Source organism: Allocatelliglobosispora scoriae (genome assembly GCF_014204945.1).
Lineage (GTDB): Bacteria > Actinomycetota > Actinomycetes > Mycobacteriales > Micromonosporaceae > Allocatelliglobosispora > Allocatelliglobosispora scoriae.
In genome coordinates, this window is sequence record NZ_JACHMN010000003.1 from 261,087 (window position 1) to 285,975 (window position 24,889).

Consider the following 24,889-nt stretch of genomic DNA (forward strand, 5'->3'; position numbering starts at 1 on the left):
CACCTGGGGCGGGGCACCGCGCTATTAGGCCGGCCGTTGCTCCGGTAGCCGCGTGAGGATCACGTCGAGCCTGCTGAGCACCGTCGCGACCTTCGACTCGATCGCGGCGTTGAAGGCGTCCTGCCGTTCGTTGAACTGGGCCTGATCTCCCAGCAGCTTGGTGTGGTGCGTGAGGGTCGCGCCCTGACTCTCGAGCATGGCGGTGTGCTGGTCGAGGACCTTGCCGTGGCTTGCCAGCGTGGCGGTGTGCTGGTCGAGGACCTTGCCGTGGCTTGCCAGCGTGGCGGTGTGCTGGTCGAGGACCTTGCCGTGGCTTGCCAGCGTGGCGGTGTGCTGGTCGAGGACCTTGCCGTGGCTCGCGAGCGTGGCGGTGTGCTGGTCGAGGACCTTGCCGTGGCTCGCCAGCGTGGCGGTGTGTTGATCAAGGACCTTCGCCTGGCTCGCGAGCGTGGCGGTGTGCTGGTCGAGGACCTTCGCCTGGCTCGTCAGCATGGTGCTGTGGCGGCCGAGGGTCGCAGTCTGCTCGCGCTGGGTCTCGACCAGCTCGTCGATGATGTCGCTCATGGTGCGGTCATTCTCGTCCAGCTTCTCCGTCTTTCGCGCGAGAGCCTCGAGACTGATTGGTGCGGGGGTGTTCACGTGCCTTCTCCTGGTGTCGGTGGTGCGGCCATTGCGACTGAGGAGGACCTTCTCCTGGGTATGCCTGCCCGGACAGGCGGAGGGCCAATTTACGACCGGCTGCAGTGCCTGATTTCGACTTCCCGGACGTTACCGAAGCGGTTTCAAGATTGCAAGTAGTAATGGTGGCCAGGTGGTACCAATGATCGGTAACGAACGCCACGGGCAGGGCGGTTCGTCCGTTCCGGGGCGGCATGGCAGAATGGACCACTGGTAATCGGTGCGCTATTGGCTGCCCTCTAACTTCCGGTGGCGCTGACCGAGTCCACGAGCGCCGATCGCCGTATCCCCACGCGGGGTGACGACGCTCAACCCTTATCGCAACAGGAGCGAACACACGTGGCCGTCAAAATCCGGCTTCTGCGGATGGGCAAGATCCGCAACCCGCAGTACCGCATCGTCATCGCCGACTCACGCGTCAAGCGTGACGGCAAGGCGATTGAGTTCATCGGTGTCTACCACCCGAAGGAGGAGCCGTCGCTGATCGAGGTCAAGTCCGACCGCGTGCAGCACTGGCTCTCCGTGGGTGCGCAGCCGACCGAGGCTGTCATCGCCATTCTCTCGAAGACGGGCGACTGGCAGAAGTACAAGGGCCTGCCGGCCCCGCCGCCGCTGCTCGTCAAGGCTGAGAAGCCGAGCCGCATCTCGCGCTACGAGCTCGAGTCGAAGGCCGCCGCCGGGCTGGTCGAGGCCACGCCGGTGAAGACCGCTCCGAAGAAGGCAGAGAAGAAGACCGCCGAGCCCAAGGCCGAGGCCGCTCCGGCCGAGGTGAAGGCCGAGGAGGCCCCGGTTGCGGACGCCGCCGAGTAGCAGCAAGCCTGACGGAGCGCTCCGGCCCGCGCTGGAGCACCTGGTCAAAGGCATCGTGGAGCACCCGGACGATGTCCGGGTGCGTCTCGTCGACGCGCGCCGCGGTGCGCGCCTCGAGGTGCGCGTGCACCCCGAGGACCTGGGCACGGTCATCGGTCGCGGCGGGCGCACTGCGCGCGCGCTGCGCCAGGTGATCGGCTCGGTGGGCGGTAAGGGACTGCGCGTTGACATCGTCGACGCCTGACACTTCCCGCCTGGTCGTCGGCAAGATCATCCGACCGCACGGCGTACGCGGCGAGGTTGTCGTGGACATGCGGACGGACTCTCCCGAGCAGCGCTTCACGATGGGGTCGGTGTACTTCACCGACCCCATCGCGGGGCGCACCCTGAAGCTGGAGTCGGGTCGCTGGCACCAGGGCCGGCTGCTCGCCGTCTTCGCCGAGATCCCGGACCGCAACGCGGCCGAGGACGCGCGGGGGACACTGCTCTGGCTCGACGTCGCCGAGATCGAGGCGCCCGAGGATCCCGACGAGTTCAACGACTTCCAGCTGGTCGGGCTCGACGTCGTCACGGTCGAGGGCGAGCATGTCGGCAAGATTGTTCGCATCGACCACGCTCCCGCGTCCGACCTGCTCGTCATCACCTGGTCCGACGGGCGCATCGTGCTGCTGCCATTCGTCACCTCGATGGTGCCGACCGTCGACATCGCGGGTGGTCGGGTCGTCATCAATCCGCCCGACGGGCTGCTGGATCTGTGACATGCGCGTCGACGTCGTCACGATCTTCCCGGACTATCTAGCCCCGCTGGAGCTCTCCCTGCTCGGCAAGGCCCGCGCCGAGGGACGCCTGGAGCTGGAGGTCCACGACCTGCGGCGGTGGACCTACGACGTGCACAAGACCGTCGACGACTCGCCCTACGGGGGTGGGGCCGGGATGGTAATGCGGCCCGAACCGTGGGGCGAGGCGCTCGACACGCTGGCGAAGCCGCACACCCGGCTCGTCGTCCCCGCGCCGACGGGCGTGCGCTTCACCCAGGCCCTGGCGCACGAGCTGGCGGTCGAGGAGCACCTCCTGTTCGCCTGCGGGCGCTACGAGGGCATCGATCAGCGGGTCATCGACTACGCGTCGGCCCGGATGACGGTGACCGAGGTATCGCTCGGTGACTACGTGCTCTTCGGCGGCGAGGTCGCCGTGCTGGTGATGCTGGAGGCGATGACCCGGCTCATCCCGGGGGTGCTCGGCAACGCCGACTCGCTCTCCGACGAGTCCCACGCGCACGGGCTGCTCGAAGCGCCGATGTACACCAAGCCGGCGACGTGGCGGGAGCTCGACGTGCCCGAGATCCTGCGCTCGGGGGACCACGGTCGGATCGCGCGGTGGCGGCGGGATCAGGCTCTGCTGCGTACCGGTGAGAGAAGGCCGGACCTGATCGCGGACCTGGACCCGGCGACGCTCGACAAGCGTGATGTCGCCACCCTCACCCAGGGCGGATTTCAGGTTCCCGCACGGGGTGTGGCAGAGTGATGAGGTTGCCGTTCGCGGCGCGCTTCCGCGCGTGCGGACGAGGGCCCTGCACCGGACACCCAGGCGACACCCGGGGTGGCTGGAGGGCCAGTAATATTCGCTTTGCATGCTGGTCGCATGCAATGAGCCGCTAAGGAAGCACAGCGATGAATACGCTGGACGTGCTCGATGCCGCATCGGTCCGCACCGACATCCCGAGGTTCCGCGCCGGTGACACCCTGAAGGTGTATGTCCGGGTCGTCGAGGGCAACCGGTCCCGCATCCAGATCTTCGAGGGCATCGTCCTTCGTCGGCAGGGTTCGGGTCTGACCGAGACCTTCACTGTCCGCAAGATCAGCTACAGCGTCGGTGTGGAGCGCACCTACCCGATCAACAGCCCGCAGCTGGACAAGATCGAGGTCGTGACCCGCGGTGACGTTCGTCGCGCGAAGCTCTACTACCTGCGTGATCTTCGTGGCAAGAAGGCCAAGATCAAGGAACTCCGCGACGCCAAGGTCAGCTGAACGACCCATTAGTCGTAAAAAAGCGGATGGTCCGCCGTCGCGAGACGGGGCCATCCGTTTTTTACATTTGAGCACTCCACAAATACCCGCCGAAGGCCTACAGTGCTCCGGTGACCCAGCGGTGGACCGACTACTCCGATACCCCTGACGAACCATCGCGCGACCTCGCCACCCGTGAGCCGGCAGCGGTGACGGGCGAGGTCTGGGGCCGGCGGCGCAAGCGCCGCGGGGGGCGCAGGATGCCGCTCTGGCAGGAGATACCCCTGCTGCTCATCATCGCGCTCGGGCTCGCGGTGCTGGTTCGCACATTCTTCTTCCAGGCGTTCTTCATCCCGTCGGGATCGATGGAGGACACCCTGCGCCGCGACGACCGGGTCATCGTCAACAAGCTCTCCTACGAGTTCGGCGACCCCGAGCGCGGCGACGTCATCGTCTTCAAGGGCCCCGACAACTGGGTCCCGGAGAACGCCGTCGATCCCAACTCGAGCTTCTTCACCCGGCTCGGTCGGGGTCTCGGCGACCTCGTCGGCATCAGCCAGCCGGGGGAGAAGGACTTCATCAAACGGGTCATCGGCCTCCCCGGCGACCATGTCTCCTGCTGCGACGTCAAGGGCAGGATCTATGTCAACGGCATCCCGATCGACGAGCCCTATGTCACCAGCACCAAGGACGCCAACCTCGACACCGCCAAGACCCCGGGGCGCTGCGGACCGCGCGCGTTCGACGAGGTCACCGTCGAGCCGGGCATGCTCTTCGTGATGGGCGACCACCGGCTCGTCTCGCAGGACTCCCGGTGCCAGGGCCAGGTCCCGATCGAGAATGTGATCGGCCCCGCATTCTCCATCGTCTGGCCCGTCAGCCGATGGAATGGTCTCGATGTCGGAGACACGTTTTCCAAGGTCCCGGACGGCCGTGCGAACGCATCTGGGCAGGTCAGTCCAGGTGACCCCGCACCACTGGGTGCACTGCTCGCCGGGGCCGCGGTGATGTTGCCCTGGGCGACGGCGCGCCGGGTCCGCGCGCTCAAAGGTGAGTCACGTAGGCTTCGGCCGTGATTGACGAGCAGACGAAGCCCAGTAAGCACGCCAAGAAGAGTGGCGGCTCATTCTGGAAGGAACTCCCGATCCTGCTGGGCGTGGCCCTATTGGTCGCGTTCCTGGTCCGGGCGTTCGTCGTGCAGACTTTCTATATCCCCTCGCCGTCGATGGAGCACACGCTCGACATCGACGACCGGGTGCTCGTCAACAAGCTCGTCTACGATTTCCGCTCGCCGCACCGCGGCGAGATCATCGTCTTCGAGTCGCCGTTGAGCTGGCGCTCGAACCCCGATGAGAAGGACTTCATCAAGCGCGTCATCGGCGTCGGCGGCGACAAGGTCACCTGCTGCGACGGCAAGGGCCGGATCATGATCAACGGCAAGCCGCTCGACGAGACCTACATCTTCACCGAGGACGGCGTCACCGACCCGGCAGCGACCGAGAACTTCGAGGTGACGATCCCGCCGGGCCGCCTCTGGGTGATGGGTGACCACCGGTCCGCCTCGGGTGACTCGCTCGCCAACTACCGCAAGAACAAGTCCGACCTCAACGCGGCCACGATCGCCGAGGACAAGGTCGTCGGCCGGGCCTTCGTGCTCTTCTGGCCGTTCGACCGGGCGACCTGGCTGACGGTCCCCGAGACCTACGACGACGTGCCCACCTCCGGCAGCTAGGTCGCACGATGACTGAGACCCCTCGCCGCGCCACCAGGGTGCTGCTCGTCGACGGGCTCGGCAGGGTGCTGCTCTTCCACGGAGCCGATCCGGCCGAGCCGGATCGGCCCTACTGGTTCACCCCCGGTGGCGGCCTCGACGAGGGCGAAGAGCCGCGCGTCGCGGCCGCCCGGGAGCTGATGGAGGAGACCGGTCTCGCCATCGACCCGGCGGCGCTCGGCGAGCCGGTCCACCGCGAGGTCGCCCGCTTCTCCTTCGACGGCGTCCGATACCGCCAGGAGCAGGAGTTCTTTCTGCTGCGGGTCGACTCCTTCGAGGTCTCGACGGCCGGGTTCGACGAGATCGAGCGGGATATCATCGACAAGCACCACTGGTGGACGGTGGCAGAGCTCGCGGGCACCGACGAGGTCTACTACCCGTTGGATCTGATCGACGTGTTGCGGCGTGTTTCAAGACATGAGGTGCTCTAGATGCTGGCGTCGCCCAGGACGGTCGTGCGCCGCGAGGGTGGCATCTACGCCCTGGAGCGGGCGCTGCGCCGCCGTGGCTTCGCGGTGGTGGCCGGTGCCGACGAGGCGGGGCGGGGCGCCTGTGCCGGGCCTCTCGTCGCCGCCGCCGTGGTGCTGCCGGAGGGCAAGGCCGGGGAGATCGCCGGCCTGACCGACTCCAAGCTGCTCACCGAGGCGGCTCGGGAACGGATCTTCGTCGAGGTGCAGCGCCGGGCGACGGCCTCCGCCGTCGTGGTGATCCCGCCCGGCGACGTCGACCGGCTCGGGCTCCAGGTCTGCAACCTCGCCGCGCTCCGCCGCGCGCTCGCCACCCTCACCGTACGCCCGCACTACGTCCTCACCGACGGCTTTCCGGTGGACGGTGCGGGCGTTCCCGGACTCGCCGTGTGGAAGGGTGACCAGGTCGCGGCATGTGTGGCCGGTGCCAGCGTCCTCGCCAAGGTGACCCGGGACCGGATCATGGTCGAGCTCGCCGAGACCTACCCGGAGTACGGCTTCGACCAGCACAAGGGCTATTCGACGGCGGAACACATGGCCGCTCTTCGCGCGCACGGGCCCTGCCCCGAGCACCGGCGTTCCTACGCCAATGTCGCTGCGGCCTCGGTCTAAGGAGGCACGATTGGCATCAGATGGGCGCTTCCCGGCCACGCGGGGTACCGTCGGCGTGGCGTTCTGGGAGCGGAGTGCCGGACGCGAGGGTGTGGGGGAAGATGTTGGCATGGAGGACGAGCGATGAGCGCTGAGGATCTCGAAAAGTACGAGACCGAGATGGAGTTGCAGCTCTATCGGGAATACCGCGACATCGTCCGCCAATTCTCCTACGTGGTGGAGACGGAGCGTCGCTTCTACCTCGCCAATCAGGTCGACCTGCATGTGCGGAACTCTGACGGCGAGGTCTACTTCGAGGTGGAGATGCACGACGCGTGGGTCTGGGATATGTACCGCCCAGCGCGTTTCGTGAAGAATGTCCGAGTGATGACCTTCAAGGATGTCAACATCGAGGAGCTGGAGAAGCCGGACATCTCCCTGCCGGCCGACATCTAGCCCGCTGTCCACACGGCTCGGCTGTCCACAGCCGGGCGGGTGTGGAGCTCGACCACACGTCATGCCCGGACGAAGCTCCGGGCATGACGTCTTTTCTGCTGTCGGTCCTGCTGCTCCTCGCCGGTGCCCCGGCACCCCACGACGGCTTCCGCTGGCCGCTCGGCGGCACGCCCGCCGTGGTCCGGCAGTTCTTCCCGCCGCCCGAGCCCTGGCTCCCCGGCCACCGCGGCGTCGACCTCGCCGCCGCGGCGGGAGCGGCCGTTGTCGCGGCCGGTGCCGGGGTCGTCGTCTTCGCCGGTCGCCTCGCCGGCCGGGGAGTGGTCAGCATCGCCCACCCGGGCGGCCTGCGCACCACCTACGAACCGGTGGTGGCGAGCGTCGCGGCCGGTGCGAGCGTCGGCGCCGGCGAGGTGATCGGAGCACTCGCGGGCGGGCACGCGGGCTGCCCGGTCGAAGCCTGCCTGCACTGGGGCGTTCGGCGGGGCGAGGTCTATCTCGATCCGCTCAGCCTGCTCGGGCTCGGCCGGGTCCGGCTCCTGCCCCGACCGCGCGTCGGCGGCCGGTCACAGCAGCTTGGGCAGGCCGGCGGCGAGGGCGGCGTACTCGTCGGGGGTGTTGTAGATCTGCCCGCACAGGCGCAGCAGGCCGGTGCCGTTCCAGGCGGCGATGTTGACCTCGGTGTGCAGCTCGCGGGCGATCCTTCCGAGCAGCTCGTTGGCGTCGGCCCTGGTCGACGCGGTGCCGGGCGGCAGTGGGACCACGCGCATGCTCACCTCGGGCCCGGGATCGGGCAGGTGGGTCACGCCGAGCGCCTCGGCGACGACCCGCTGCCCCTCGGCGACGAGCCGCACGTTGCGGTCGCGGGAGGCGGCGCCGAGCTCGGTGAGCAGCTCCGTCCCGGCCGGTGCGGCGATCCAGCCGCTCACGTCCCGGGTGCCCTGCTGCTCGGCGCTGGCGGGGAAACCGAGCACGGCGCCCCGCGACGGAACCGCCGGTGTCACCCGGTCCCGCCACTGCGGCGCCACGTGCAGCAGCGCGGTGCCCCGGGGGGCGTAACCCCACTTGTGCAGGTTGCCGACCCAGAAGTCCGCGCCGAGCGAGGTGACCGGGGTCGAGAGCATGCCCGGTGAGTGGGCCGCGTCGGCATGCAGCGCCACGCCCGAGCCCGCAAGGGCCGCGGCGATCGCGGTGATCGGGAAGAGTTTGGCCGTCGCGGAGGCGATGTGGTCGATGATCATCAGCTTGGTACGCCCAGGGCGCACCGCGGACACCAGCGCCGCCACGATCTCGGCGTCGGTGGCGTCGAGCCCGATCGCCACGGTGGTCACGATCACGCCCCGCTGCCGCCGCAGCTCGTCGAGCGCCACCCCCACCGCGTTGTAGAGGTGGTCGGTGACGATGACCTCGTCGCCCTCGCCGAGCGCCATGGTGTTGAGCACGATCGCGGTGCCGCTCGTGGCGTTGGCGACGAAGGCGCAGCCCTCCCGATCCGCGCCGAGGAAGTCGGCGAGCCGATCGCGCGCGTCGACGACGAGGGCTTCGCCGTCGCGGTCGTAGAAGGCCATCGGGTTCCACTCGACGAGATCGCGGACGCGCTGCTGTTCACGCTGGACGCGCAGCGGCACGGCGCCGAAGGATCCGTGGTTGAGGTGGGCGACGCCGGGATCCATGCTGAAGAGTTCTCGCATAGACCATCTTAACCGTTCGGCGACGCCTCACGCTCGCGGATGTGCCTGCTTATAGGCCGCCCGGAGCCGCTCAACTGATACATGCGTATAGATCTGTGTGCTGGCGAGCGAGGCGTGCCCGAGCACCTCCTGCACGCTGCGGAGATCCGCGCCGCCCTCCAGCAGATGGGTGGCGGCCGCGTGCCGGAGCCCGTGCGGTGACGTGTGCGGCACCCCCGCCGCGGTCGCCGCCGCGGCCACGACCCGGCGGGCCACGGCCGGCTGCAGCGGACCGCCTTTCGCCCCGAGGAGCAGCAGGTCGGCGCTGGCCGGGGTGGCGAGCTCGGGACGGCCCAGCTCCAGCCAGTCGGCGATCGCCACCGCGGCGGGTGTGCCGAAGGGCACCGATCGGTCGCGCCCGCCCTTGCCGTGCACCCGGACGACCCGTCGGCTGCTCTCCACATCGCCGAGCCGGAGACCGCAGATCTCGCTGATCCGGGCGCCGGTGGCGTAGAGCAGCTCGACGAGGGCGCGATCCCGCCGGGCGATCGGGTCGTCGGCCGTCGTCGTGGCGGTGACGAGCGCGGCGGCCTGCTCGGGGCGCAGCACGTCGGGCAGCTCGCGATGCGCCTTCGGGCCGACGAGCCGCAGCCCCGGATCCACGGTCGAGAGCCCGTTCTGCCGGGCCCAGGCGGTGAAGGTGCGGATCGACGCCGTATGCCGCGCCTGCGACGTCCGCGCCGAACCCTCGCTCTGCCGGACGGCGAGCCAGGCCCGCAGCACGCCGAGGTCGAGCCCGCTGATCGCGGCGACTCCCCGGCCGACCGCGAAGTCGAGCAGGTGCACCGCGTCCGAGACATAGGCGCGCACCGTCTCCGGCGAGCGGCCCGCCACCATGCCGAGGTGGCGGGCGAAGTCGTCGACGGCGTCCCGCAGGTCCGGCGGCAGCGCCTCGTGCCGCTCGCGTGTGCTGCTCATCGAGGTAGACGATAGCCCTCCTCGGACTCCGCGAGGACTCCTCTGGTGACGAGCGACGGCAGGCGTCCGGCCGCCGCTCGCAGCGGCACACCGGCGATCTGGGCGAGCTTGGCGGCGGTGGCCGAACCTCGGGCGGGCAGGGCGTCGACGAGCATCCTCTCGAGGTCGTCGAGCGCGTCGTGGAGACGGTCGGGACCGCTCGCCGGGATCGAGAGCTGGCCGATCGGGCCGACCTCCTCCAGCACCTGCGCGACGCTGGCGACGAGCCGGAAACCGTCCACCCGCAGCGCCTCGTGGCACCCGACCGACATGGCCGAGGTCACCGGGCCCGGCACCACCATCGGCCGTCGACCGAGCAGCCGGGCCCGGCCCAGCGTCTGCCGGGCTCCGCTGCGCGCCGACGCCTCCACCATCACGGTGCCCCGGGTCAGCGCGGCGATGACCCGATTGCGGATGAGAAAACGGTGCTTGTGGGCCATCGAACCCGGCGGCCACTCGCTGATCAGCAGCCCGTCGTCGGCGATCCGGTCGAAGAGGCCGGTGTGCGCGACCGGATAGGCCCGGTCGAGCCCGCAGGCGAGGACCGCCGCGGTCACCCCGCCCGCGGTCAACGCACCCCGGTGCGCGGCGGCGTCGATGCCGAAGGCGCCGCCGGAGACGACGGTCCAGCCCTGCTCAGCGAGCGTGAAGGCGAAATCACCGGCGATGTGGTCGCCGTAGGGGGTGCTGGCCCGGGCGCCGACGATCGCGACCGATCTCTCGAAGGCGGCGAGCAGGGTCAGCGGTCCGCGTACCCAGATGCACTGGGGTGGGAAGGTGTCGCGGGCGATCCGGTCACCGCCCTCCCGGCTGATCAGCTTGAGGTCCTCGAGCTGCGGCGGCCACTCCGGGTCCTCGGGCGTGACGATGCGCATGCCCGTCCGGTCGGCGTGCTCCAGGCGGCGAGCCGCGAGTTCCCACGGATCGCCGTTGCCGAGCCGGGCGAGCACGCCCTCACCGAGGGAGCCGGTGCCCCGGATGATCCGATCGAGTGCCTCGACCGGGCCGTGTGCCTGGACCGCCTGGAAGAGTTCCTTACTGCCGGGCTCGGCGACGCTGCCGAGAGCGATCCGGGCGAGGCGGGTCTTGTCGATCATCGGGCTGCTCCTGTTCGCAGGGTGAGGGCGGCGTTGACGTCGTCGCTGGTCGGCCGGTCTCGTCCGGCGAGGTCTGCGAAGGTCCAGGCCAACCGCAGCACGCGGACGTAGCCGCGAGCCGAGATGAGACCCAGATCGATGCGGTGGCGCAGGTCGCGGGTCGCCGACAGCGGCAGGCGCCACGGTGGTTCGTTGAGTTTGGTGCCGGTCGCCGCCGCGTTGACCAGCCAACCCTCCGACCGCCATCGCTCGGCCGCCGCTGCCCTGGCCGTCACGACCCGCTCGCCGACGGTCGCCGACGACTCCCGGATCTGATCGGTGTCGAGCAGCTCGGCAGCGGTCAGCGCGAGCGGGCGCAGGTGGATGTCGATCCGGTCGAGCAGCGGTCCGGAGAGCCGGCCCAGGTAGCGGCGGCGCGCCTGCGGCAGGCACTCGCACTGCTGATCGCCGCCGGGCTTGGCGCAGGGGCACGGGTTGGCGGCGAGGACCAGCTGCACCCGAGCGGGGAAGGTGAGCGTCTCGCGGCTGCGCCCGATCGTGATCGTGCCCTCCTCCAGCGGCTGCCGGAGGGTCTCCAGTGCCCGGGCCGGGAACTCGGGCGCCTCGTCGAGGAAGAGCACGCCGTGGTGCGCGAGGGAGAGCGATCCCGGCCGGGCCAGGCCGCTGCCGCCGCCGACCAGCGCGGCTATGCTCGCGGTGTGGTGCGGGGCCTGAAACGGCGGCCGCCGCATCAGTCCGGTGCCCGGCTCCAGCTGCCGGGCGATGGAGTGGATCGCGGTCACCTCCAGCGCCGCCTCGTCGTCGAGCGTCGGGATGATCGACGGCAGGCGCTGGGCCAGCATCGTCTTGCCCGCGCCGGGCGGCCCCACCATCGCGAGGTGGTGCCCGCCCGCTGCGGCGACCTCCAGCCCGAGGCGGCTCTCCTCCTGGCCGATGACGTCGGCGAGGTCGGGGCCCGGCGCGGTCACGCCGATCGTCTCGGGCGGCGCGACCGGCAGCGGCGCCCGACCCCGGATGAAGGCGAGCACGGAGTGCAGGCTGTCGGTCGCCCGCACCTCGATGCCCGGCACGAGGAGGGCCTCCTGGGCGTTGGCGAGCGGCACGATCGCCCGGCGGAATCCGGCCCGGGTGGCGGCGGCGACCATCGCCAGCGCGCCCCGGACCGGCCGCACCTCCCCGTCGAGGCCCAGCTCGCCGAAGATCACCACTCCGTCGAGGGGGAACAGCGGCAGCCGCCCCGTGCCGCCGAGGATTGCGACGGCGATCGCCAGATCGAAGCCGGAGCCGCGTTTCGGCAGGTCGGCGGGGAGGAGGTTGACCGTGATCCGGCGCTGCGGCCACTCCTCGCCGGAGTTGACGAGTGCCGCCCGGACCCGGTCGCGGGCCTCGTGCAGCGCGGTGTCGGGCAGACCCGAGAGGACCATGGTGGGCAGGCCGGCGGCGACGTCCGCCTCGACCTCGACGACCGAGCCGGTCAGACCGACGAGCCCCGCGCTGTAGACCTTGGCGTAGCTCATGTCAGCGCACCACGCAGATGATCGATCTCCGGCGGCCCCTGGGGCTGCGGCATGACGCAGATCACGTCAAATCGCACCTCCACCGAACCCGCCTCGCGAAGGGCGAGCCAATGCGCGGCGAGTCGCCGCAGGCGGCGGGCCTTCTGGCCGACCACGGCATCGACGGCCGGCCCGAACGCCCGGCTGCGCCGCGTCTTCACCTCGCAGAAGACGATCGTCTCCGCCTCCCGGGCGATGATGTCCACCTCGCCGTCCCGGCACCGCCAGTTGCGATCGAGCAGGATCATGCCCGAACCCAGCAGATACTCCGCGGCGATGCCCTCTCCCCAGGCGCCGAACGCCTGCCGCACCTTCGTCACGGCCGCCAGCCTGCTGAACCCTTCGGGCGGGCGCCAGCGCTCCCCGGCCCCGCCTGTGGATAGCGGCGATGTGTGGACAACCTCGTCCGATTGGCCTACGGTCAGTCGCCGTGACGGCTGATCGTGGATACCCGGACGAGCGTTGGTACGCAGAAGACCGCGGCACGCGGGACGGCTATGCCGAGCCCGACTGGAGTGAGCGCCGCAATCCCTATGGCGTTCCGGAGCAGCGGCACACGGACGACCCCCGGCGGGGGCTCGATCCACGTGGCTCCGAGCAGCGTCCCGAGGCCCGTTACGCCTCCCTGGCCGAGCTGAGCAGCGAGGCCGAGCGGCGGCGTGCCGAGCGCCCGCCCGCCGATCCCAGGCCGGCCGATCCGCGTCCGGTCGATCCGCGCCCGGCGCTGGAGGCCCGCCCGCCCGCCGACCAGCCACCGCCGGAGCCGCCGACGGAGCCGGTCGACCGGGCGTCGCTGCGGCGGGCGGCAGAGGGCCCGACCCGCCTGACCGCCGAACCGGCCCCGGACGGGGTCTACCGCAGCAAGCGGCCCGGCGTCGCGGTCGGCATCGGCCTCGCGCTCGGTGTGCTGGAGCTCGCGATGGCCCGGGTCTTCGCGGCCGGCGTCTTCGGCGACCCGCTGGACGTGTCCCGCGCGGTCGCCGGCGGCCTGATGCTGGTGGCGCTGCCGCTGCTCGGCATCGGCCTCTACGCCCTCGCCACGGGCGCCGCCCGGGCCGTCGACCTGCGCGGACCCAGGGTCTGGCTGCGCCCGCCCCTCGCCTACCTCGTCGTGGCCCTCGTGCTGATAGTCGCCGCCGGGGCAGCGGCGTAGGTTAACTGCCTGTTTCGGGGGCACGATCGAGGTGTTCCCGGCACACCGCGTATGCTTGGGATTCGGCGACCGCAGATGCGGTCGACTTCGCGCGCCTATCTCCGGCCACACGGTCGGACGGCAGCCCCCTGGTCCACGGGATCTCGATCCTCCGGTCCACCTGGCTGACGACATGGGCGCTAGGGCGAGGGCCGCCCGGCCCCCGCACTAACCAGGGAAACCCAAAGGAGCACCACCATGGCCGTCGTGACCATGCGTCAACTGCTGGAGAGCGGTGTCCACTTCGGGCACCAGACCCGCCGTTGGAACCCGAAGATGAAGCGCTTCATCTTCACCGAGCGCAATGGCATCTACATCATCGACCTCCGCCAGACCCTCGATTACATCGAGAAGGCGTACGAGTTCATCCGCGTCACCGTCGCCGAGGGCGGCTCGGTGCTCTTCGTGGGCACCAAGAAGCAGGCTCAGGAGGCCGTCGCCGGCGAGGCTTCGCGCGTCGGCATGCCCTACGTGAACCACCGCTGGCTGGGCGGCATGCTCACCAACTTCCAGACGGTGTACAAGCGCCTGCAGCGGATGAAGGAGCTCGAGGCGATCGACCAGATCGGCGCCGAGAAGGGCTACACGAAGAAGGAGACCCTGCAGCTCCAGCGCGAGAAGATCAAGCTGACGAAGACGCTTGGCGGTCTCCGCGACATGCAGAAGCTCCCGAGCGCCATCTGGGTGATCGACACCAAGAAGGAGCACATCGCCGTCGACGAGGCCCGCAAGCTGGGCATCCCGGTGATCGCGATCCTCGACACCAACTGCGACCCGGACGAGGTCGATTTCCCGATCCCGGGCAACGACGACGCGATCCGCTCGGCCGAGCTGCTGACCCGGGTCGTCGCGTCCGCGGTCGCCGCCGGTCTCCTGGCCCGTTCGGCGAAGAGCCTGCGCGGCGGTTCGGCCGAGGCGAAGCCCGAGCCGGGTGCCGTCGCCGCCGACGAGCCGCTGGCCGAGTGGGAGCGCGAGCTGCTCGAGGGTGACAAGGCGAAGACCGAAGAGGCTGCCGCCGTCGCCGCCGACGAGACCGCCGAGGCTCCGGCCGACGCTGCGGTCGAGGTCAAGGCTGCCGCCGAGTAATCGTCCGTCGATCACGTCAAGCCGAAAGAGATAGAGATGTCTGCTGTTACTGCCCAGGACGTCAAGCGCCTGCGTGAGCTCACCGGCGCTGGGATGATGGACTGCAAGAAGGCGCTCGAGGAGTCCGAGGGCGACTTCGACAAGGCCGTCGAGCTGCTGCGGGTCAAGGGTGCGAAGGACGTCGGCAAGCGCGCCGGCCGGACCACCGCCAACGGCCTGGTCGCCCACTCGGGACCGGCGCTGCTGGAGCTCAACTGCGAGACCGACTTCGTGGCGAAGAACTCCGACTTCGTCGCGCTGGCTCAGCAGCTCGTCGAGCACGTCGAGGCCACCAAGCCGGCCGATGTCGAGGCGCTGCTCGCGTCCCAGCTCGAGGGCGTCACCGTCGCCGAGCTGATCCAGGAGCGGTCCGCGAAGATCGGCGAGAAGCTGGTCATCAACCGGATCGCGATCTTCGATGGCGAGATCGCCGTCTACCTGCACCGCAAGGCCGCCGACCTGCCTCCGCAGGTGGGTGTGGCGGTGGAGTACACGGGTAAGGGCGACGAGGCTGCGGCTTCGGACGCTCGCGCCGTGGCGATGCAGATCGCGGCCATGCGGCCGAAGTACGTGACCCGCGACCAGGTTCCGGCCGAGGTCGTCGAGTCGGAGCGCCGCATCGCCGAGCAGACCGCTCGCGAGGAGGGCAAGCCCGAGGCCGCCCTCACGAAGATCGTCGAGGGTCGGGTCAACTCGTTCTTCAAGGACTACGTCCTCGTCGAGCAGCCTTCGGTGACCGACCAGAAGAAGACCGTGCAGCAGGTGCTCAACGAGGCCGGCATCACCGTGGCCCGGTTCGAGCGCTTCGAGGTTGGACAGGCCTAAGAAATCTCCCCACAGGGAGGCCGTTGGTGGAAGCCAAGGCCTCCCTGTGGCATATCGTCGTCCAGGATGTCTGCAGGAGGGGTCTCAAGCATGAGCCAGAAGAAGTTCCGTCGAGTTGTCCTGAAGCTCTCCGGTGAGGTCTTCGGCGGCGGTGCGGTCGGCATCGATCCCGACGTCGTGCAGGGGATCGCGAGCCAGATCGCGACGGTCGTCCGCCAGGGCGTCGAGGTGGCCGTGGTCGTCGGCGGCGGCAACTTCTTCCGCGGCGCTGAGCTGCAGAAGCGCGGCATGGAGCGGTCCCGGGCCGATTACATGGGCATGCTGGGCACGGTGATGAACTGCCTCGCCCTCCAGGACTTCCTGGAGAAGGAGGGCATCGAGACGCGCGTGCAGACCGCCATCACGATGGCCCAGGTCGCCGAGCAGTACATTCCGCTGCGCGCGATCCGCCACCTGGAGAAGGGGCGCGTCGTCATCTTCGGCGCGGGCGCGGGCATGCCATATTTCTCCACCGACACGGTCTCCGCCCAGCGGGCGTTGGAGATCCACGCCGACGTGGTCCTGATGAGCAAGAACGGGGTGGACGGCGTCTACACGGCCGATCCCCGGACCGATCCGACCGCGCGCAAGCTCGAGCACATCACCTTCGATGAGGCGGTCCGCGAGAACCTGAGGGTGGTCGACACTGCGTCCCTCTCCCTCTGCATGGACAATGGGCTGCCGATGCTCGTCTTCGGCGCCGAGGGTGACGACACGATCATCCGGGCGGTCAACGGCGAGAAGATCGGCACGCTGATCACCGCCGCTTAGGCATCCGGCGCAGCCTACGGCGAGCGCCAGGAACATAGTTGACGACAAGGAAGGGAGGCCCGCAATGATCGACGACACGCTCCTCGAGGCCGAGGACAAGATGGAACGCGCGGTCGAGCACGCGAAGGAGGACTTCGCGGCGATTCGCACGGGCCGCGCCAGCGCCGGGATGTTCGCCAAGATCATGGTCGACTACTACGGCACACCCACCCCGCTGCCGCAGATGGCCTCGATCGGCACTCCCGAGCCCCGCATGGTGATCATCAAGCCCTACGACGCCTCGCAGATCGGTGCGATGGAGCGGGCGATCCGCGACTCCGACCTCGGCGTCAACCCCGGCAACGAGGGTACCCAGATCCGCATCGTCATCCCCCCGATGACCGAGGAGCGGCGCCGCGAGATGGTCAAGGTCGCCCGCGGCAAGGGCGAGGACGCCAAGGTCGCGGTCCGCAACATCCGGCGCAAGGGCAAGGAGGAGCTCGATCGGCTCGTCAAGGACGGCGAGGTCGGCGAGGACGACGGCCGCCGTGCCGAGAAGGAGCTCGACGATCTGACCGGCCGCTTCGTCGGCGTGATCGACGAGATGATCAAGCACAAGGAAGTCGAGCTGCTCGAGGTATGAGCGAAGACGACCGCCGGGATCCCGGCTACGGCTCCGGGGCCAGCGCTTACTCGCGCCTCGGCGGGCTCGACGACGCCGACGCGGGTGGCGGATTCTTCGCCCGTGGCGAGGACGTCGAGCCTCCACGCCCGCCTCGGGGCCAGGCGCCCGGCCGGTCCGAGGAGACCGCCCGGCCGTCGCGGTCCCGGCGGGACTCCGGCGCTCGGGCACCCCAGGAACAGCCCCGGCGCGACACCGGCCGCCCGGAGCCGTCGGCGTGGGAGGAGCCGCCCCGCCGCGGTGCGGCCGCCCGGGGCGACGAGCCCACTCGCGGTGGCCGGCCCTCCCGAGGCCAATACGAAACCCCCGGGGGGTACGAGCACCCGCGCGCCGACGACACGGCGGAGCGTCCGGCGTACCCGGCGGAGGAGCAGCAGTCCCGTGGCGGCCGCAGTGGCCGGCGGCGCGCACCCGCCGGTGAGCCCGCGCCGCTGCCCGTGGAGCGCAAGTCCCGGGCCGGGCGCAACGTGCCGGTCTCGATCGGCGTGGGCATCCTGCTCGCGGCCGTGGTGCTGGGCACCCTGTTCTTCTACAAGCAGGCCTTCCTCGGCGTGCTCATCATCGCCGGCGCGGTCGGCAGCTGGGAGCTGATCCGGGCGATCAGGACCACCGGTGCGCAGCCACCGATGGTGCCGGTGATCGGCGGCGGCGCGGTGATGATCGCGCTCGCCTGGTTCTCCGGTCTCGACGCGCTCTCGCTGGGCCTGCTCATCGCCGTGCTCGCCACGTTCGTGTGGCGGATCGGCGACGGTCCGGAGGGTTACCAGCGCGACATGGGCGCCTCGGCCCTGATCCTCGCCTATGTGCCTTTCCTGCTCAGTTTCGGCGCGATCATGGCGACTCCCGACGACGGCAAATGGCGCATCCTGTGCTTGCTGGCGGCAGTGGTGCTCTCCGATACCGGTGGCTTCGTCGCGGGCGTTTTCCTGGGCAAACACCCCATGGCGCCGACGATCAGCCCCAAGAAGAGCTGGGAGGGGTTCGCGGGTTCGCTCATCGCCACGGCGCTGGGCAGCTCGGCGCTGCTCTACTTCCTGCTCGACGTGGACCTGTGGAAGGGCCTGGTCTTCGGCCTCGCCGTCTCCATCGCCTGCGTGCTGGGTGACCTCGCCGAATCGCTGCTCAAACGAGACCTGGGCATCAAGGACATGAGCAACCTCCTGCCGGGGCACGGCGGCATGATGGATCGACTCGACTCCATCGTCTTCGCCCTGCCCACGGCGTACGTCCTGCTGAGCGTGCTCGTACCCACAGCATGACCTGGGGCGGCGCGGCCGCGGCGACGACGTGGGAGACTGGACCGGTCATGACGAACACTCCTGTGCAATCCGACCTTCCGGCGCCGACGCCAACGCCAGAGCAGCGGCAGCTGGTGGTGCTGGAGCGCGGCTCCGGCGAGCCCGCCGCCACCGCGCGCCACCGGGCGAAGATGCCTCCGCGGCACCTCGCCGACCTCGACCTGGCCGGTCGCCGGTCCGCCGTGGCCGATCTCGGTGAGAAGGAGTTCCGGGCGGGTCAGCTCTCCACCCACTACTTCGCCCGCCTCGAGCGCGATCCGGCGGCGATGACGGACATCCCGGCGGCGTCGCGCGAGCGCCTCGCGGCTGAGCTGCTCCCCAAGCTGCTGACGCCGGTCCGCGAGCTCGCCTGCGACGACGGTGCCACGCGCAAGGCGCTGTGGCGGCTCCACGACGGCTCTCTGGTCGAGAGCGTGCTGATGGGTTACCCGGACCGGGTCACGGTCTGCATCTCCAGCCAGGCGGGCTGTGGCATGGCCTGCCCGTTCTGCGCGACCGGTCAGGCCGGCCTGACCCGCAACCTCTCCACCGCCGAGATCGTCGACCAGGTGGTCTACCTCGCCGGTGTCGCCGCTTCCGGCGCCGTGCACGGCAGCCCGCCCCGGCTGAGCCACGTCGTCTTCATGGGGATGGGCGAGCCGCTCGCCAATTATCCCCGGGTGATCGACGCGATCCGGCGCCTCGTCACGCCCGCGCCGGAGGGTCTCGGCCTGTCCCAGCGGCACATCACCGTGTCGACTGTCGGACTCGTGCCGGCAATGCGCAAGCTGGCGGAAGAGGATCTGTCCGTGACGCTTGCGCTGTCGCTCCACGCGCCTGATGATGATCTGCGCGATGAGTTGGTCCCGGTCAACCAGCGGTGGAATGTCGCCGAGGTGCTCGACGCGGCCTGGGCCTACGCGGCTCGCACCGGACGCCGCGTCTCCATCGAGTACGCCATGATCCGGGATGTAAATGATCAACCGTGGCGCGCGGACCTGCTGGGGAAGCTCCTGGCCGGAAAGCTCACCCACGTGAATCTCATCCCGCTCAATCCGACGCCGGGCAGTCGCTGGGACGCGAGCCCCAAGCCGGTGGAGCGGGAGTTCGTCCGGCGGTTGCGCGCGGCCGGGGTTGCGACCACGGTGCGTGACACCCGTGGCCGGGAGATCGACGGGGCCTGTGGACAGTTGGCGGCTAGCGAGGTGGAATCTTGAGCAATCAGGGGCAGCGGTTCCGGCGGCGCGCGGTACGCCGGGGATACAAAGTCGATGAGGTCGATTCGTTCCTCGACCGCGTGGAGGCGACGCTCAACGGCGTGCCCGGCGCTGCGGTCGGCGCGCAGGAGGTCCACGACGTGGTCTTCCGGGTGCGCTTTGGGGGATATGACGAGTGGCAGGTCGACCTGCACCTCGACCGGGTGGAGCGGCAACTCTCGGAGCTCGAGGAGCGGGCGGCGCAGCCTGGCCGCGGCGCCGAGCTGCGCGCCACCGAGCTGCGTCCGGCGGAGCCGCCGAGGATGAGCCCGCAGGCTCCGGCGTCGATGGGCTCCGGCCCGGCGACCGGCAACCTGCCCAACCGGCCGGCACCGTCTCCGGCGCCGCAGCGGTTCGAGGACCCGGCGTTCGCGGGCGCGGGTTTCGACTCGCGTGACCCGTCCCGGGATCCCGGGTTCGACCCGGGCCGCCACGGCAAGATGGACATGACTTCCGAGATCCGCATGCCGGACGCCGGGCGCTTCAACCAGCCGGCGGGCGGACCGCCGCCGAGCGGACCGCCGACCGGTGGATTCAACGGCCCGCCGCCCGGATATCAGCAGCAGCAGCCGCCGCCCGGCTACCAGCAGCAGCCGCCGCCCGTGGCGCAGCCGCCGCAGGGCTACGGCCAGCCGTCCGCACCGGGTGGATTCGGTGGCGGCTTCAACGCGCCGCCGTCAGCGGGCCCGCAGGGCGGCTTCAACGGCCCGCCCGCACCGCCCGCGAGCGCTGCTCCGACGGGTGAGGTCCAGCGGGTCGACCAGATGCGCCGGGGTTTCCAGCTGCGCCGCTTCGGCAGCGGTTACGACCCGGCCCAGGTCGACCGGCTCTTCGAGGGCGTGGTCAGTGCTCTCGCCGGGCACGGCGCGACTCCGATCAGCGACAACGAGCTCGACCCGGCGCAGTTCAGCCTGGTCCCCGGCGGCTACTACGAGGGCGAGGTCGACGCGGCTCTCCGCGAGGTCCGCGACATCGTCCGCCGCCGCTGAGCTCCCCGACGCCATGAAGAAAGGCCCCGCCTCGGCGGGGCCTTTCTCGGTGTGATCGAGAAGATCACACGTAATTCGGCGAACCAGACGCGATCACGATCCAAGATCCGGTCTGTTTCCCCGAACCATGTGTGATCTTCCTGAGGGACGTTCGAATACTCAGCGGAGCCCGTTGCGGCGCAGGACGGCATCACTGGCGATGATCGCGATGATGAGGCCGGCGACGATGTAGAGCCACGCCTGCTCCTCACCGGTGATGTTGCTGCCGATCGACAAGAGCAGCAGCGCGATGGCCGTGACGATCCCGGCGATGTAGCCCTTCTTCACGGGCGTGGGCTTGTGCTGATCGGGCGAGGTCACCGGCTCTGATCCAGCCACGGTCGTTCCCTTCGTTGCGGCGCGTAGTGCCATCAGTGTGGCATCCGATACCCGTCAGGTAGCGTCGTGGGGTCACAGCAGCGGTAACGGCGAGGAGCAGCGGTGCGCATCACGGGCACGGGTCACGCGAGCATGCGGATCGACACATCGGCGGGGAGCATCCTCTGCGACCCCTGGGTGAATCCTGCCTACTTCGCATCGTGGTTCCCCTTCCCGGACAACTCCCAGCTCGACTGGGAGCAGCTCGGCGACGTCGACTACCTCTACGTGTCGCACCTGCACCGCGACCACTTCGACGCCAAGCACCTGCGGCGGTTCGTCAGCAAGAAGGCGACCGTGCTGCTCCCGGAGTACCCGACGAGCCAGCTCGAGGACGAGCTGCGCGACCTGGGCTTCACGAGCTTCCTGCGGACGGTCTCGGACGAGGTGCACGAGCTCGACGGCGGTCTGAAGATCATGATTCAGGCGCTGATCAGCCCCACCGACGGCCCGATCGGCGACTCGTCGCTCTGGGTGGAGCACGACGGCGTCCGCGTCCTCAACCAGAACGACGCCCGCCCCACCGACCTGGTGCGCTTCACGGAGCTGGGCCACGTGCACGCGCACATGCTGCAGTTCTCCGGCGCGATCTGGTACCCGATGGTCTACGAGCTGCCCCAGTCGGCGAAGACGGCGTTCGGCAAGCAGAAGCGCGACCGGCAATACGACCGCACGTGGCGCTACATCGACGACCTGAAGCCCAGTCACGTCTTCCCGATCGCCGGGCCGCCGTGCTTCCTCGACGAGGAGCTGTGGCACCTCAACGACATCTTCGGCGACGAGGGCAACATCTTCCCCGACCAGGCCGACTTCCTGCGGGAGTACGCCAAGGTCGGCGGCACCAACGGCGTGGTCCTGCTGCCCGGCTCGGTCTCGACCCTGACCGCTGACGGCTGCACCACGACGCATCCGGTCGACGACGTGGACGACTTCTTCGCCAACAAGGCCGAGCACCTGAAGGCTTACCGCGACCGCGAGCTGGTGACGATCCAGCGGGAGAAGGCATCCTGGTCGCACCCGGAGATCGACGTGCTCGCCGGGATGAAGGCCCGGATCGACCCACTGCTGGAGGAGTCGGTCCGGCTGGCACAGGGTGTCGGCGGGCCGGTGCGGTTCGACCTGACCACGCCGTTCGAGGAGGGCGGCGAGATCATCGAGTCGATCCTGATCGACTTCCCCGGCAAGGAGGTCCGGATCGCCGCCGATGAGAAGGTGCGCTACCGGTTCAAGACCGAGCGCCGCCTCGTCGAGCACCTGCTCTTCATCGATGAGGGTGACTGGGTCAACTCGCTCTTCCTGTCGTGCCGCTTCACCGCCGCCCGCATCGGGCAGTACAACGAGTTCGTCTACGCCTTCTTCAAGTGCCTGTCCGAGGAGCGCCTGCAGTACGCCGAGGGCTGGTACGAATCCCAACGCCCGGACGCCGAGGACATCACGATGGGCGGCTGGACCTTCCAGCGCCGCTGCCCGCACCTCAAGGCCGACCTGACCCGCTTCGGCATCGTCGAGGGCGACACGCTCACCTGCCAGCTACACGGCTGGAAGTTCAACCTCGCCAGCGGCAAGTGCCTGACGAGCGTGGGCCACGAGATCCGCTCGGAGAAGGCTTCCTGACTCGCGACTCAGCTATTCTGAGCGCCATGACGGAGATCCCGGCGCGCGCGGACGTAGTGATCATCGGCTCCGGCCACAACGGTCTGGTGGCGGCGATCATGCTCGCCCGTGCCGGGCTCGCCACCGTGGTCCTGGAGGCCGACAGCACCATCGGCGGCGCCACGCGGACCGAGCGGATCTTCCCCAAGGTGCCGGGCCTGCGCCAGTCCACCGGCTCTTACCTGCTCGGACTCATGCCGCCCGAGTTGCTCGCGAAGCTCGACGTCCAGATCCCGACCCGGCGGCGTGATCCGCACTACTTCCTCCCGACACCGGGGCCGGTCGGGTCGCCGTACCTCCTGTTCGGCACCGACCGCGCCGCCGCGCGAGCACAGCTCTCGCCCGCGGACCTCGCGGCCGACGACGCGCTCCAGGCCGAGCTCGCCGACCTGCGCGAGGACCTCGCGCCCGCGTGGCTCGCCGAGCCCGGGTCCGTCGAGGAGACCGCCGAGCGCTACCTGCGGCCCGCGCTGCGCAAGACCTTCATCCGACTGGTACGCGGATCCGTCGCCGAGTATCTCGCCGGCTTCGACCTCTCCGAGCTCCTCACCGCGATGTACGCCGTGACCGACGGCCTCTCCGGTGCCCACGCGGGCCCCGACGACCCCGGCACCGGGCACAACTTCCTGCTGCACAACATGTGCCGCCTGCCCGGCGCGGACGGCACCTGGATGATCGCCGAGGGCGGCATGGGCCGGGTGGCGGAGATCCTCGCCGGAGCGGCCCGCCGCCAGGGCGCGCAGATCATCGCGAGCACTCCGGTGGCCCAGGTCCTCACCAGCGGGGGAGCGGTCAGCGGAGTCGCCCTCGCCGACGGCCGGGTGATCGAGACGACGACGGTGCTCGGCGCCTGCGACCCGTTCCGCCTCGCCGAGCTGGCCCCGCTGCCCGCGGCGCTCGCGGATCACCTGGCGAGCGTGCGGCGTTCCGGCACCACGATGAAGGTCAACCTGGCGCTGAGCGGACTGCCGCGTTTCCGCTGCCTGCCACCGGACGCGCCGTCGCCGTTCGGGTCGACGATCCACCTGCTGCCGGAGAGCCTGGGTTCCCCGATGGCGGCCCTGCGCCGGATGTGGGAGCAGGTCCGCGCGGGCGAGCTGCCCGACGAGCCCACCATCGAGTGGTATGTCCACACCACGGTCGACCCGTCGCTCCAGGACGATGCCGGTCACCACTCCTCGGCCCTGTTCGTCCAGTCGGTTCCCTACGCCCCCAACGGTGGCTGGGACGCCCAGGTGGACGGCTATGTGGACCGGCTCCTGGAGATCTGCGAGCGCTATGCGCCCGGCACGAGGTCCCTGGTGGTCGATGTGGCCCCGCTGACCCCGCCGGGCATCGAGCGCCACTTCGGCATCACCGGCGGCCACATCCAGCACCTGGACAACACGTTCGCCCTCGATCGGCGTATGCCCTACTTCACCGGCGTGGACGGCCTCTACGCAGGCAGCGCAGGCTGCCACCCCGGCGGCGGCGTGACGGGTGCCCCCGGCCACAACGCAGCGGTCCGCATCCTCACCGACCTCAACCTCCCTGAATTTTAATGCTGGACACGCCGCGAAAACTGCAACAAAAGTCAGGATCAACTCGAGGTTATCCACAGGGGCTGGAAACGGCCACGCGGACCGGCAATGTTGGTCGGCGTGGAGAGATACGCGCTCATCGAGGACGTCGCCGCCGCCCAGGACGGAGTCATCACCGCACGTCAATGTATAGAGATCGGTGTCAGCCGGAACCAGATCGCGACGCTCTGTCGGAAAAAGCTGTTGCGGCGGCTCTTCTGGGGCACCTATCTCGTCAACGCAGATCTCGTCGGCGAGCCGAGTGCTCGAGTCAAGGTTCGATCGGCGCTGCTCAGCGCGGGTGGAGTGGCGATTCGCGACACCGCGGCCGAGCTGCTCGGGATCGCGGGCGCCTTCCCCGGTGACCGCCCGGTCCACATCGCCTGTCCGGTGGGGAGCGGTCGGCGGCAGCGGGTCGTCGATCGCGAGCTCCGCTATCACGAGGTCACGCTGCGGCCGAGTGAAATCATCACAGTCGATGGGATGCGGGTCAGTTCGGTTGTGCGTACCCTCGCTGATCTGCTCTTGAGCCTTGATCGGCTGAGCGCGGTCTCAGCCGTCGACTCCGCGCTGCAGCGCGGGTTGATCCAACCCCAAGACCTCGCGGCGGTACGCGAAACGCTCGCCGGACGCCACCGTGCCGAGATGGCGGCCGACCGGATCGCCGAGGTGAACGCGCGAGCGGAGTCGCCGCTGGAGACGAGGGCCCGACTGCGCTGTGTGGACGGCGGTGTGCCGCCGGATGAGCTGCAGGCGGAGATCCTCGATGTGGACGGGAATTTCCTGGCGCGGGTCGACATGCTGTGGCGTGCCGGGCGGGTGATCGGCGAGGCGGACGGCGCGGAGTTCCACGATCGTCCGGACGCGCTCTACCGCGACCGTGAGCGGCAGAACGCGTTGATCAGCGCCGGATTCAAGGTCATCCGATTCACGTGGAAGGACACCATCCGTCCCGGCGACATCCCCGAGATGGTGCGGACCGCGCTGTCCCCGTGGCGTTGATCCTGAC

The 24,889-nt window shown here is 69.7% G+C and carries 27 protein-coding genes and 2 pseudogenes; 22 read left to right on the forward strand and 7 right to left on the reverse strand.

Features of this window, described 5'->3' with window-relative positions:
• Positions 1-24: 24 nt before the first annotated feature.
• On the reverse strand, positions 25-564 hold the full coding sequence (locus tag F4553_RS27815) for a hypothetical protein (protein ID WP_184841647.1): 540 nt from the start codon (positions 562-564) through the stop codon (positions 25-27).
• A 453-nt stretch (positions 565-1,017) separates the two neighbouring features.
• On the opposite strand from F4553_RS27815, the gene rpsP reads away from it, so the two are divergent.
• From rpsP to F4553_RS27870, 11 genes and pseudogenes are all read left to right on the forward strand, one after another.
• Positions 1,018-1,488: a 30S ribosomal protein S16 gene (gene rpsP / locus F4553_RS27820; RefSeq protein ID WP_184846994.1), complete on the forward strand. Its 471-nt coding sequence runs from the start codon at positions 1,018-1,020 to the stop codon at positions 1,486-1,488.
• On the forward strand, positions 1,469-1,732 hold the full coding sequence (locus F4553_RS27825) for an RNA-binding protein (protein ID WP_184841649.1): 264 nt from the start codon (positions 1,469-1,471) through the stop codon (positions 1,730-1,732). The genes rpsP and F4553_RS27825 overlap by 20 nt, the downstream gene beginning before the upstream one ends.
• 67 nt (positions 1,733-1,799) lie before the next feature.
• Positions 1,800-2,246 carry a ribosome maturation factor RimM gene (rimM, locus tag F4553_RS27830; protein WP_246467680.1) on the forward strand — a complete coding sequence of 149 codons (447 nt, stop codon included), beginning with the start codon at positions 1,800-1,802 and terminating at the stop codon, positions 2,244-2,246.
• A 1-nt stretch (position 2,247) separates the two neighbouring features.
• Positions 2,248-3,012 (forward strand): tRNA (guanosine(37)-N1)-methyltransferase TrmD, encoded by a 765-nt coding sequence (gene trmD, locus F4553_RS27835; RefSeq protein ID WP_184841651.1) that lies wholly within the window; start codon positions 2,248-2,250, stop codon positions 3,010-3,012.
• A 146-nt stretch (positions 3,013-3,158) separates the two neighbouring features.
• Positions 3,159-3,515 carry a 50S ribosomal protein L19 gene (rplS, locus tag F4553_RS27840; RefSeq protein WP_184841652.1) on the forward strand — a complete coding sequence of 119 codons (357 nt, stop codon included), beginning with the start codon at positions 3,159-3,161 and terminating at the stop codon, positions 3,513-3,515.
• Between the two features lie 239 nt (positions 3,516-3,754).
• Positions 3,755-4,570, forward strand: coding sequence for a signal peptidase I (gene lepB / locus F4553_RS27845; RefSeq protein WP_184846999.1), 816 nt, complete (start codon positions 3,755-3,757; stop codon positions 4,568-4,570).
• A complete protein-coding gene (lepB, locus tag F4553_RS27850; protein WP_184841654.1) occupies positions 4,567-5,226 on the forward strand; it encodes a signal peptidase I in 660 nt (219 codons plus the stop codon). Before lepB (F4553_RS27845) ends, lepB (F4553_RS27850) begins: the two co-directional genes overlap by 4 nt.
• Before the next feature lie 8 nt (positions 5,227-5,234).
• A complete protein-coding gene (locus tag F4553_RS27855; RefSeq protein WP_184841656.1) occupies positions 5,235-5,696 on the forward strand; it encodes an NUDIX hydrolase in 462 nt (153 codons plus the stop codon).
• Positions 5,697-6,471, forward strand: a pseudogene (locus F4553_RS27860) (ribonuclease HII).
• Positions 6,468-6,779, forward strand: a complete 312-nt coding sequence (locus F4553_RS27865) for a DUF2469 domain-containing protein (protein ID WP_184841660.1) — start codon at positions 6,468-6,470, stop codon at positions 6,777-6,779. The pseudogene F4553_RS27860 and the gene F4553_RS27865 overlap by 4 nt, the downstream one beginning before the upstream one ends.
• Before the next feature lie 122 nt (positions 6,780-6,901).
• Positions 6,902-7,321 (forward strand): annotated as a pseudogene (locus F4553_RS27870) (peptidoglycan DD-metalloendopeptidase family protein); the annotation flags it as partial.
• 21 nt (positions 7,322-7,342) lie between these two features.
• Here F4553_RS27870 and F4553_RS27875 read toward each other — a convergent pair.
• Genes F4553_RS27875 through F4553_RS27895 form a run of 5 tightly spaced genes read right to left on the reverse strand, consistent with a single transcriptional unit; the run spans position 7,343 to position 12,436 of the window.
• A complete protein-coding gene (locus F4553_RS27875) occupies positions 7,343-8,467 on the reverse strand; it encodes an aminotransferase class V-fold PLP-dependent enzyme (protein ID WP_184841662.1) in 1,125 nt (374 codons plus the stop codon).
• Between the two features lie 27 nt (positions 8,468-8,494).
• Complete coding sequence (locus tag F4553_RS27880; RefSeq protein ID WP_184841664.1) at positions 8,495-9,424, reverse strand: tyrosine recombinase XerC; 930 nt, start codon at positions 9,422-9,424, stop codon at positions 8,495-8,497.
• On the reverse strand, positions 9,421-10,560 hold the full coding sequence (gene dprA / locus F4553_RS27885) for a DNA-processing protein DprA (protein WP_184841666.1): 1,140 nt from the start codon (positions 10,558-10,560) through the stop codon (positions 9,421-9,423). The genes F4553_RS27880 and dprA overlap by 4 nt, the downstream gene beginning before the upstream one ends.
• Positions 10,557-12,077 carry a YifB family Mg chelatase-like AAA ATPase gene (locus F4553_RS27890; RefSeq protein WP_184841668.1) on the reverse strand — a complete coding sequence of 507 codons (1,521 nt, stop codon included), beginning with the start codon at positions 12,075-12,077 and terminating at the stop codon, positions 10,557-10,559. Before F4553_RS27890 ends, dprA begins: the two co-directional genes overlap by 4 nt.
• A complete protein-coding gene (locus F4553_RS27895) occupies positions 12,074-12,436 on the reverse strand; it encodes a YraN family protein (RefSeq protein ID WP_184841670.1) in 363 nt (120 codons plus the stop codon). Before F4553_RS27895 ends, F4553_RS27890 begins: the two co-directional genes overlap by 4 nt.
• A gap of 110 nt (positions 12,437-12,546) precedes the next feature.
• On the opposite strand from F4553_RS27895, the gene F4553_RS27900 reads away from it, so the two are divergent.
• From F4553_RS27900 to F4553_RS27935, 8 genes are all read left to right on the forward strand, one after another.
• Entirely contained in the window at positions 12,547-13,269 is a 723-nt protein-coding gene (locus tag F4553_RS27900; protein ID WP_184841671.1) for a hypothetical protein, read from the forward strand.
• 237 nt (positions 13,270-13,506) lie between these two features.
• Entirely contained in the window at positions 13,507-14,394 is an 888-nt protein-coding gene (rpsB, locus tag F4553_RS27905; RefSeq protein ID WP_184841673.1) for a 30S ribosomal protein S2, read from the forward strand.
• A 36-nt stretch (positions 14,395-14,430) separates the two neighbouring features.
• Positions 14,431-15,258 carry a translation elongation factor Ts gene (gene tsf / locus F4553_RS27910; RefSeq protein WP_184841675.1) on the forward strand — a complete coding sequence of 276 codons (828 nt, stop codon included), beginning with the start codon at positions 14,431-14,433 and terminating at the stop codon, positions 15,256-15,258.
• A gap of 90 nt (positions 15,259-15,348) precedes the next feature.
• Complete coding sequence (pyrH, locus tag F4553_RS27915; RefSeq protein ID WP_184841677.1) at positions 15,349-16,068, forward strand: UMP kinase; 720 nt, start codon at positions 15,349-15,351, stop codon at positions 16,066-16,068.
• 64 nt (positions 16,069-16,132) lie between these two features.
• Positions 16,133-16,690 (forward strand): ribosome recycling factor, encoded by a 558-nt coding sequence (frr, locus tag F4553_RS27920; protein ID WP_184841678.1) that lies wholly within the window; start codon positions 16,133-16,135, stop codon positions 16,688-16,690.
• Positions 16,687-17,988, forward strand: a complete 1,302-nt coding sequence (locus F4553_RS27925) for a phosphatidate cytidylyltransferase (RefSeq protein WP_184841680.1) — start codon at positions 16,687-16,689, stop codon at positions 17,986-17,988. Before frr ends, F4553_RS27925 begins: the two co-directional genes overlap by 4 nt.
• Before the next feature lie 170 nt (positions 17,989-18,158).
• Entirely contained in the window at positions 18,159-19,223 is a 1,065-nt protein-coding gene (gene rlmN, locus F4553_RS27930; protein WP_221470710.1) for a dual-specificity RNA methyltransferase RlmN, read from the forward strand.
• A complete protein-coding gene (locus F4553_RS27935; protein WP_184841684.1) occupies positions 19,220-20,251 on the forward strand; it encodes a DivIVA domain-containing protein in 1,032 nt (343 codons plus the stop codon). Before rlmN ends, F4553_RS27935 begins: the two co-directional genes overlap by 4 nt.
• A 159-nt stretch (positions 20,252-20,410) precedes the next feature.
• Here F4553_RS27935 and F4553_RS27940 read toward each other — a convergent pair whose 3' ends face one another.
• Positions 20,411-20,629, reverse strand: coding sequence for a hypothetical protein (locus F4553_RS27940; RefSeq protein WP_312875413.1), 219 nt, complete (start codon positions 20,627-20,629; stop codon positions 20,411-20,413).
• Between the two features lie 108 nt (positions 20,630-20,737).
• Between F4553_RS27940 and F4553_RS27945 the strand changes: the two genes are divergently transcribed.
• The 3 genes from F4553_RS27945 to F4553_RS27955 all read left to right on the forward strand — a co-directional run bounded on the left by F4553_RS27945 (position 20,738) and on the right by F4553_RS27955 (position 24,882).
• Positions 20,738-22,282, forward strand: a complete 1,545-nt coding sequence (locus tag F4553_RS27945) for a Rieske 2Fe-2S domain-containing protein (protein WP_184847001.1) — start codon at positions 20,738-20,740, stop codon at positions 22,280-22,282.
• Between the two features lie 26 nt (positions 22,283-22,308).
• Positions 22,309-23,862: a phytoene desaturase family protein gene (locus tag F4553_RS27950; protein WP_184841688.1), complete on the forward strand. Its 1,554-nt coding sequence runs from the start codon at positions 22,309-22,311 to the stop codon at positions 23,860-23,862.
• A gap of 99 nt (positions 23,863-23,961) precedes the next feature.
• The gene (locus F4553_RS27955; RefSeq protein WP_184841690.1) at positions 23,962-24,882 is read left to right on the forward strand and encodes a type IV toxin-antitoxin system AbiEi family antitoxin domain-containing protein; all 921 of its coding nucleotides are present in this window, start codon (positions 23,962-23,964) and stop codon (positions 24,880-24,882) included.
• Positions 24,883-24,889 lie beyond the last annotated feature (7 nt).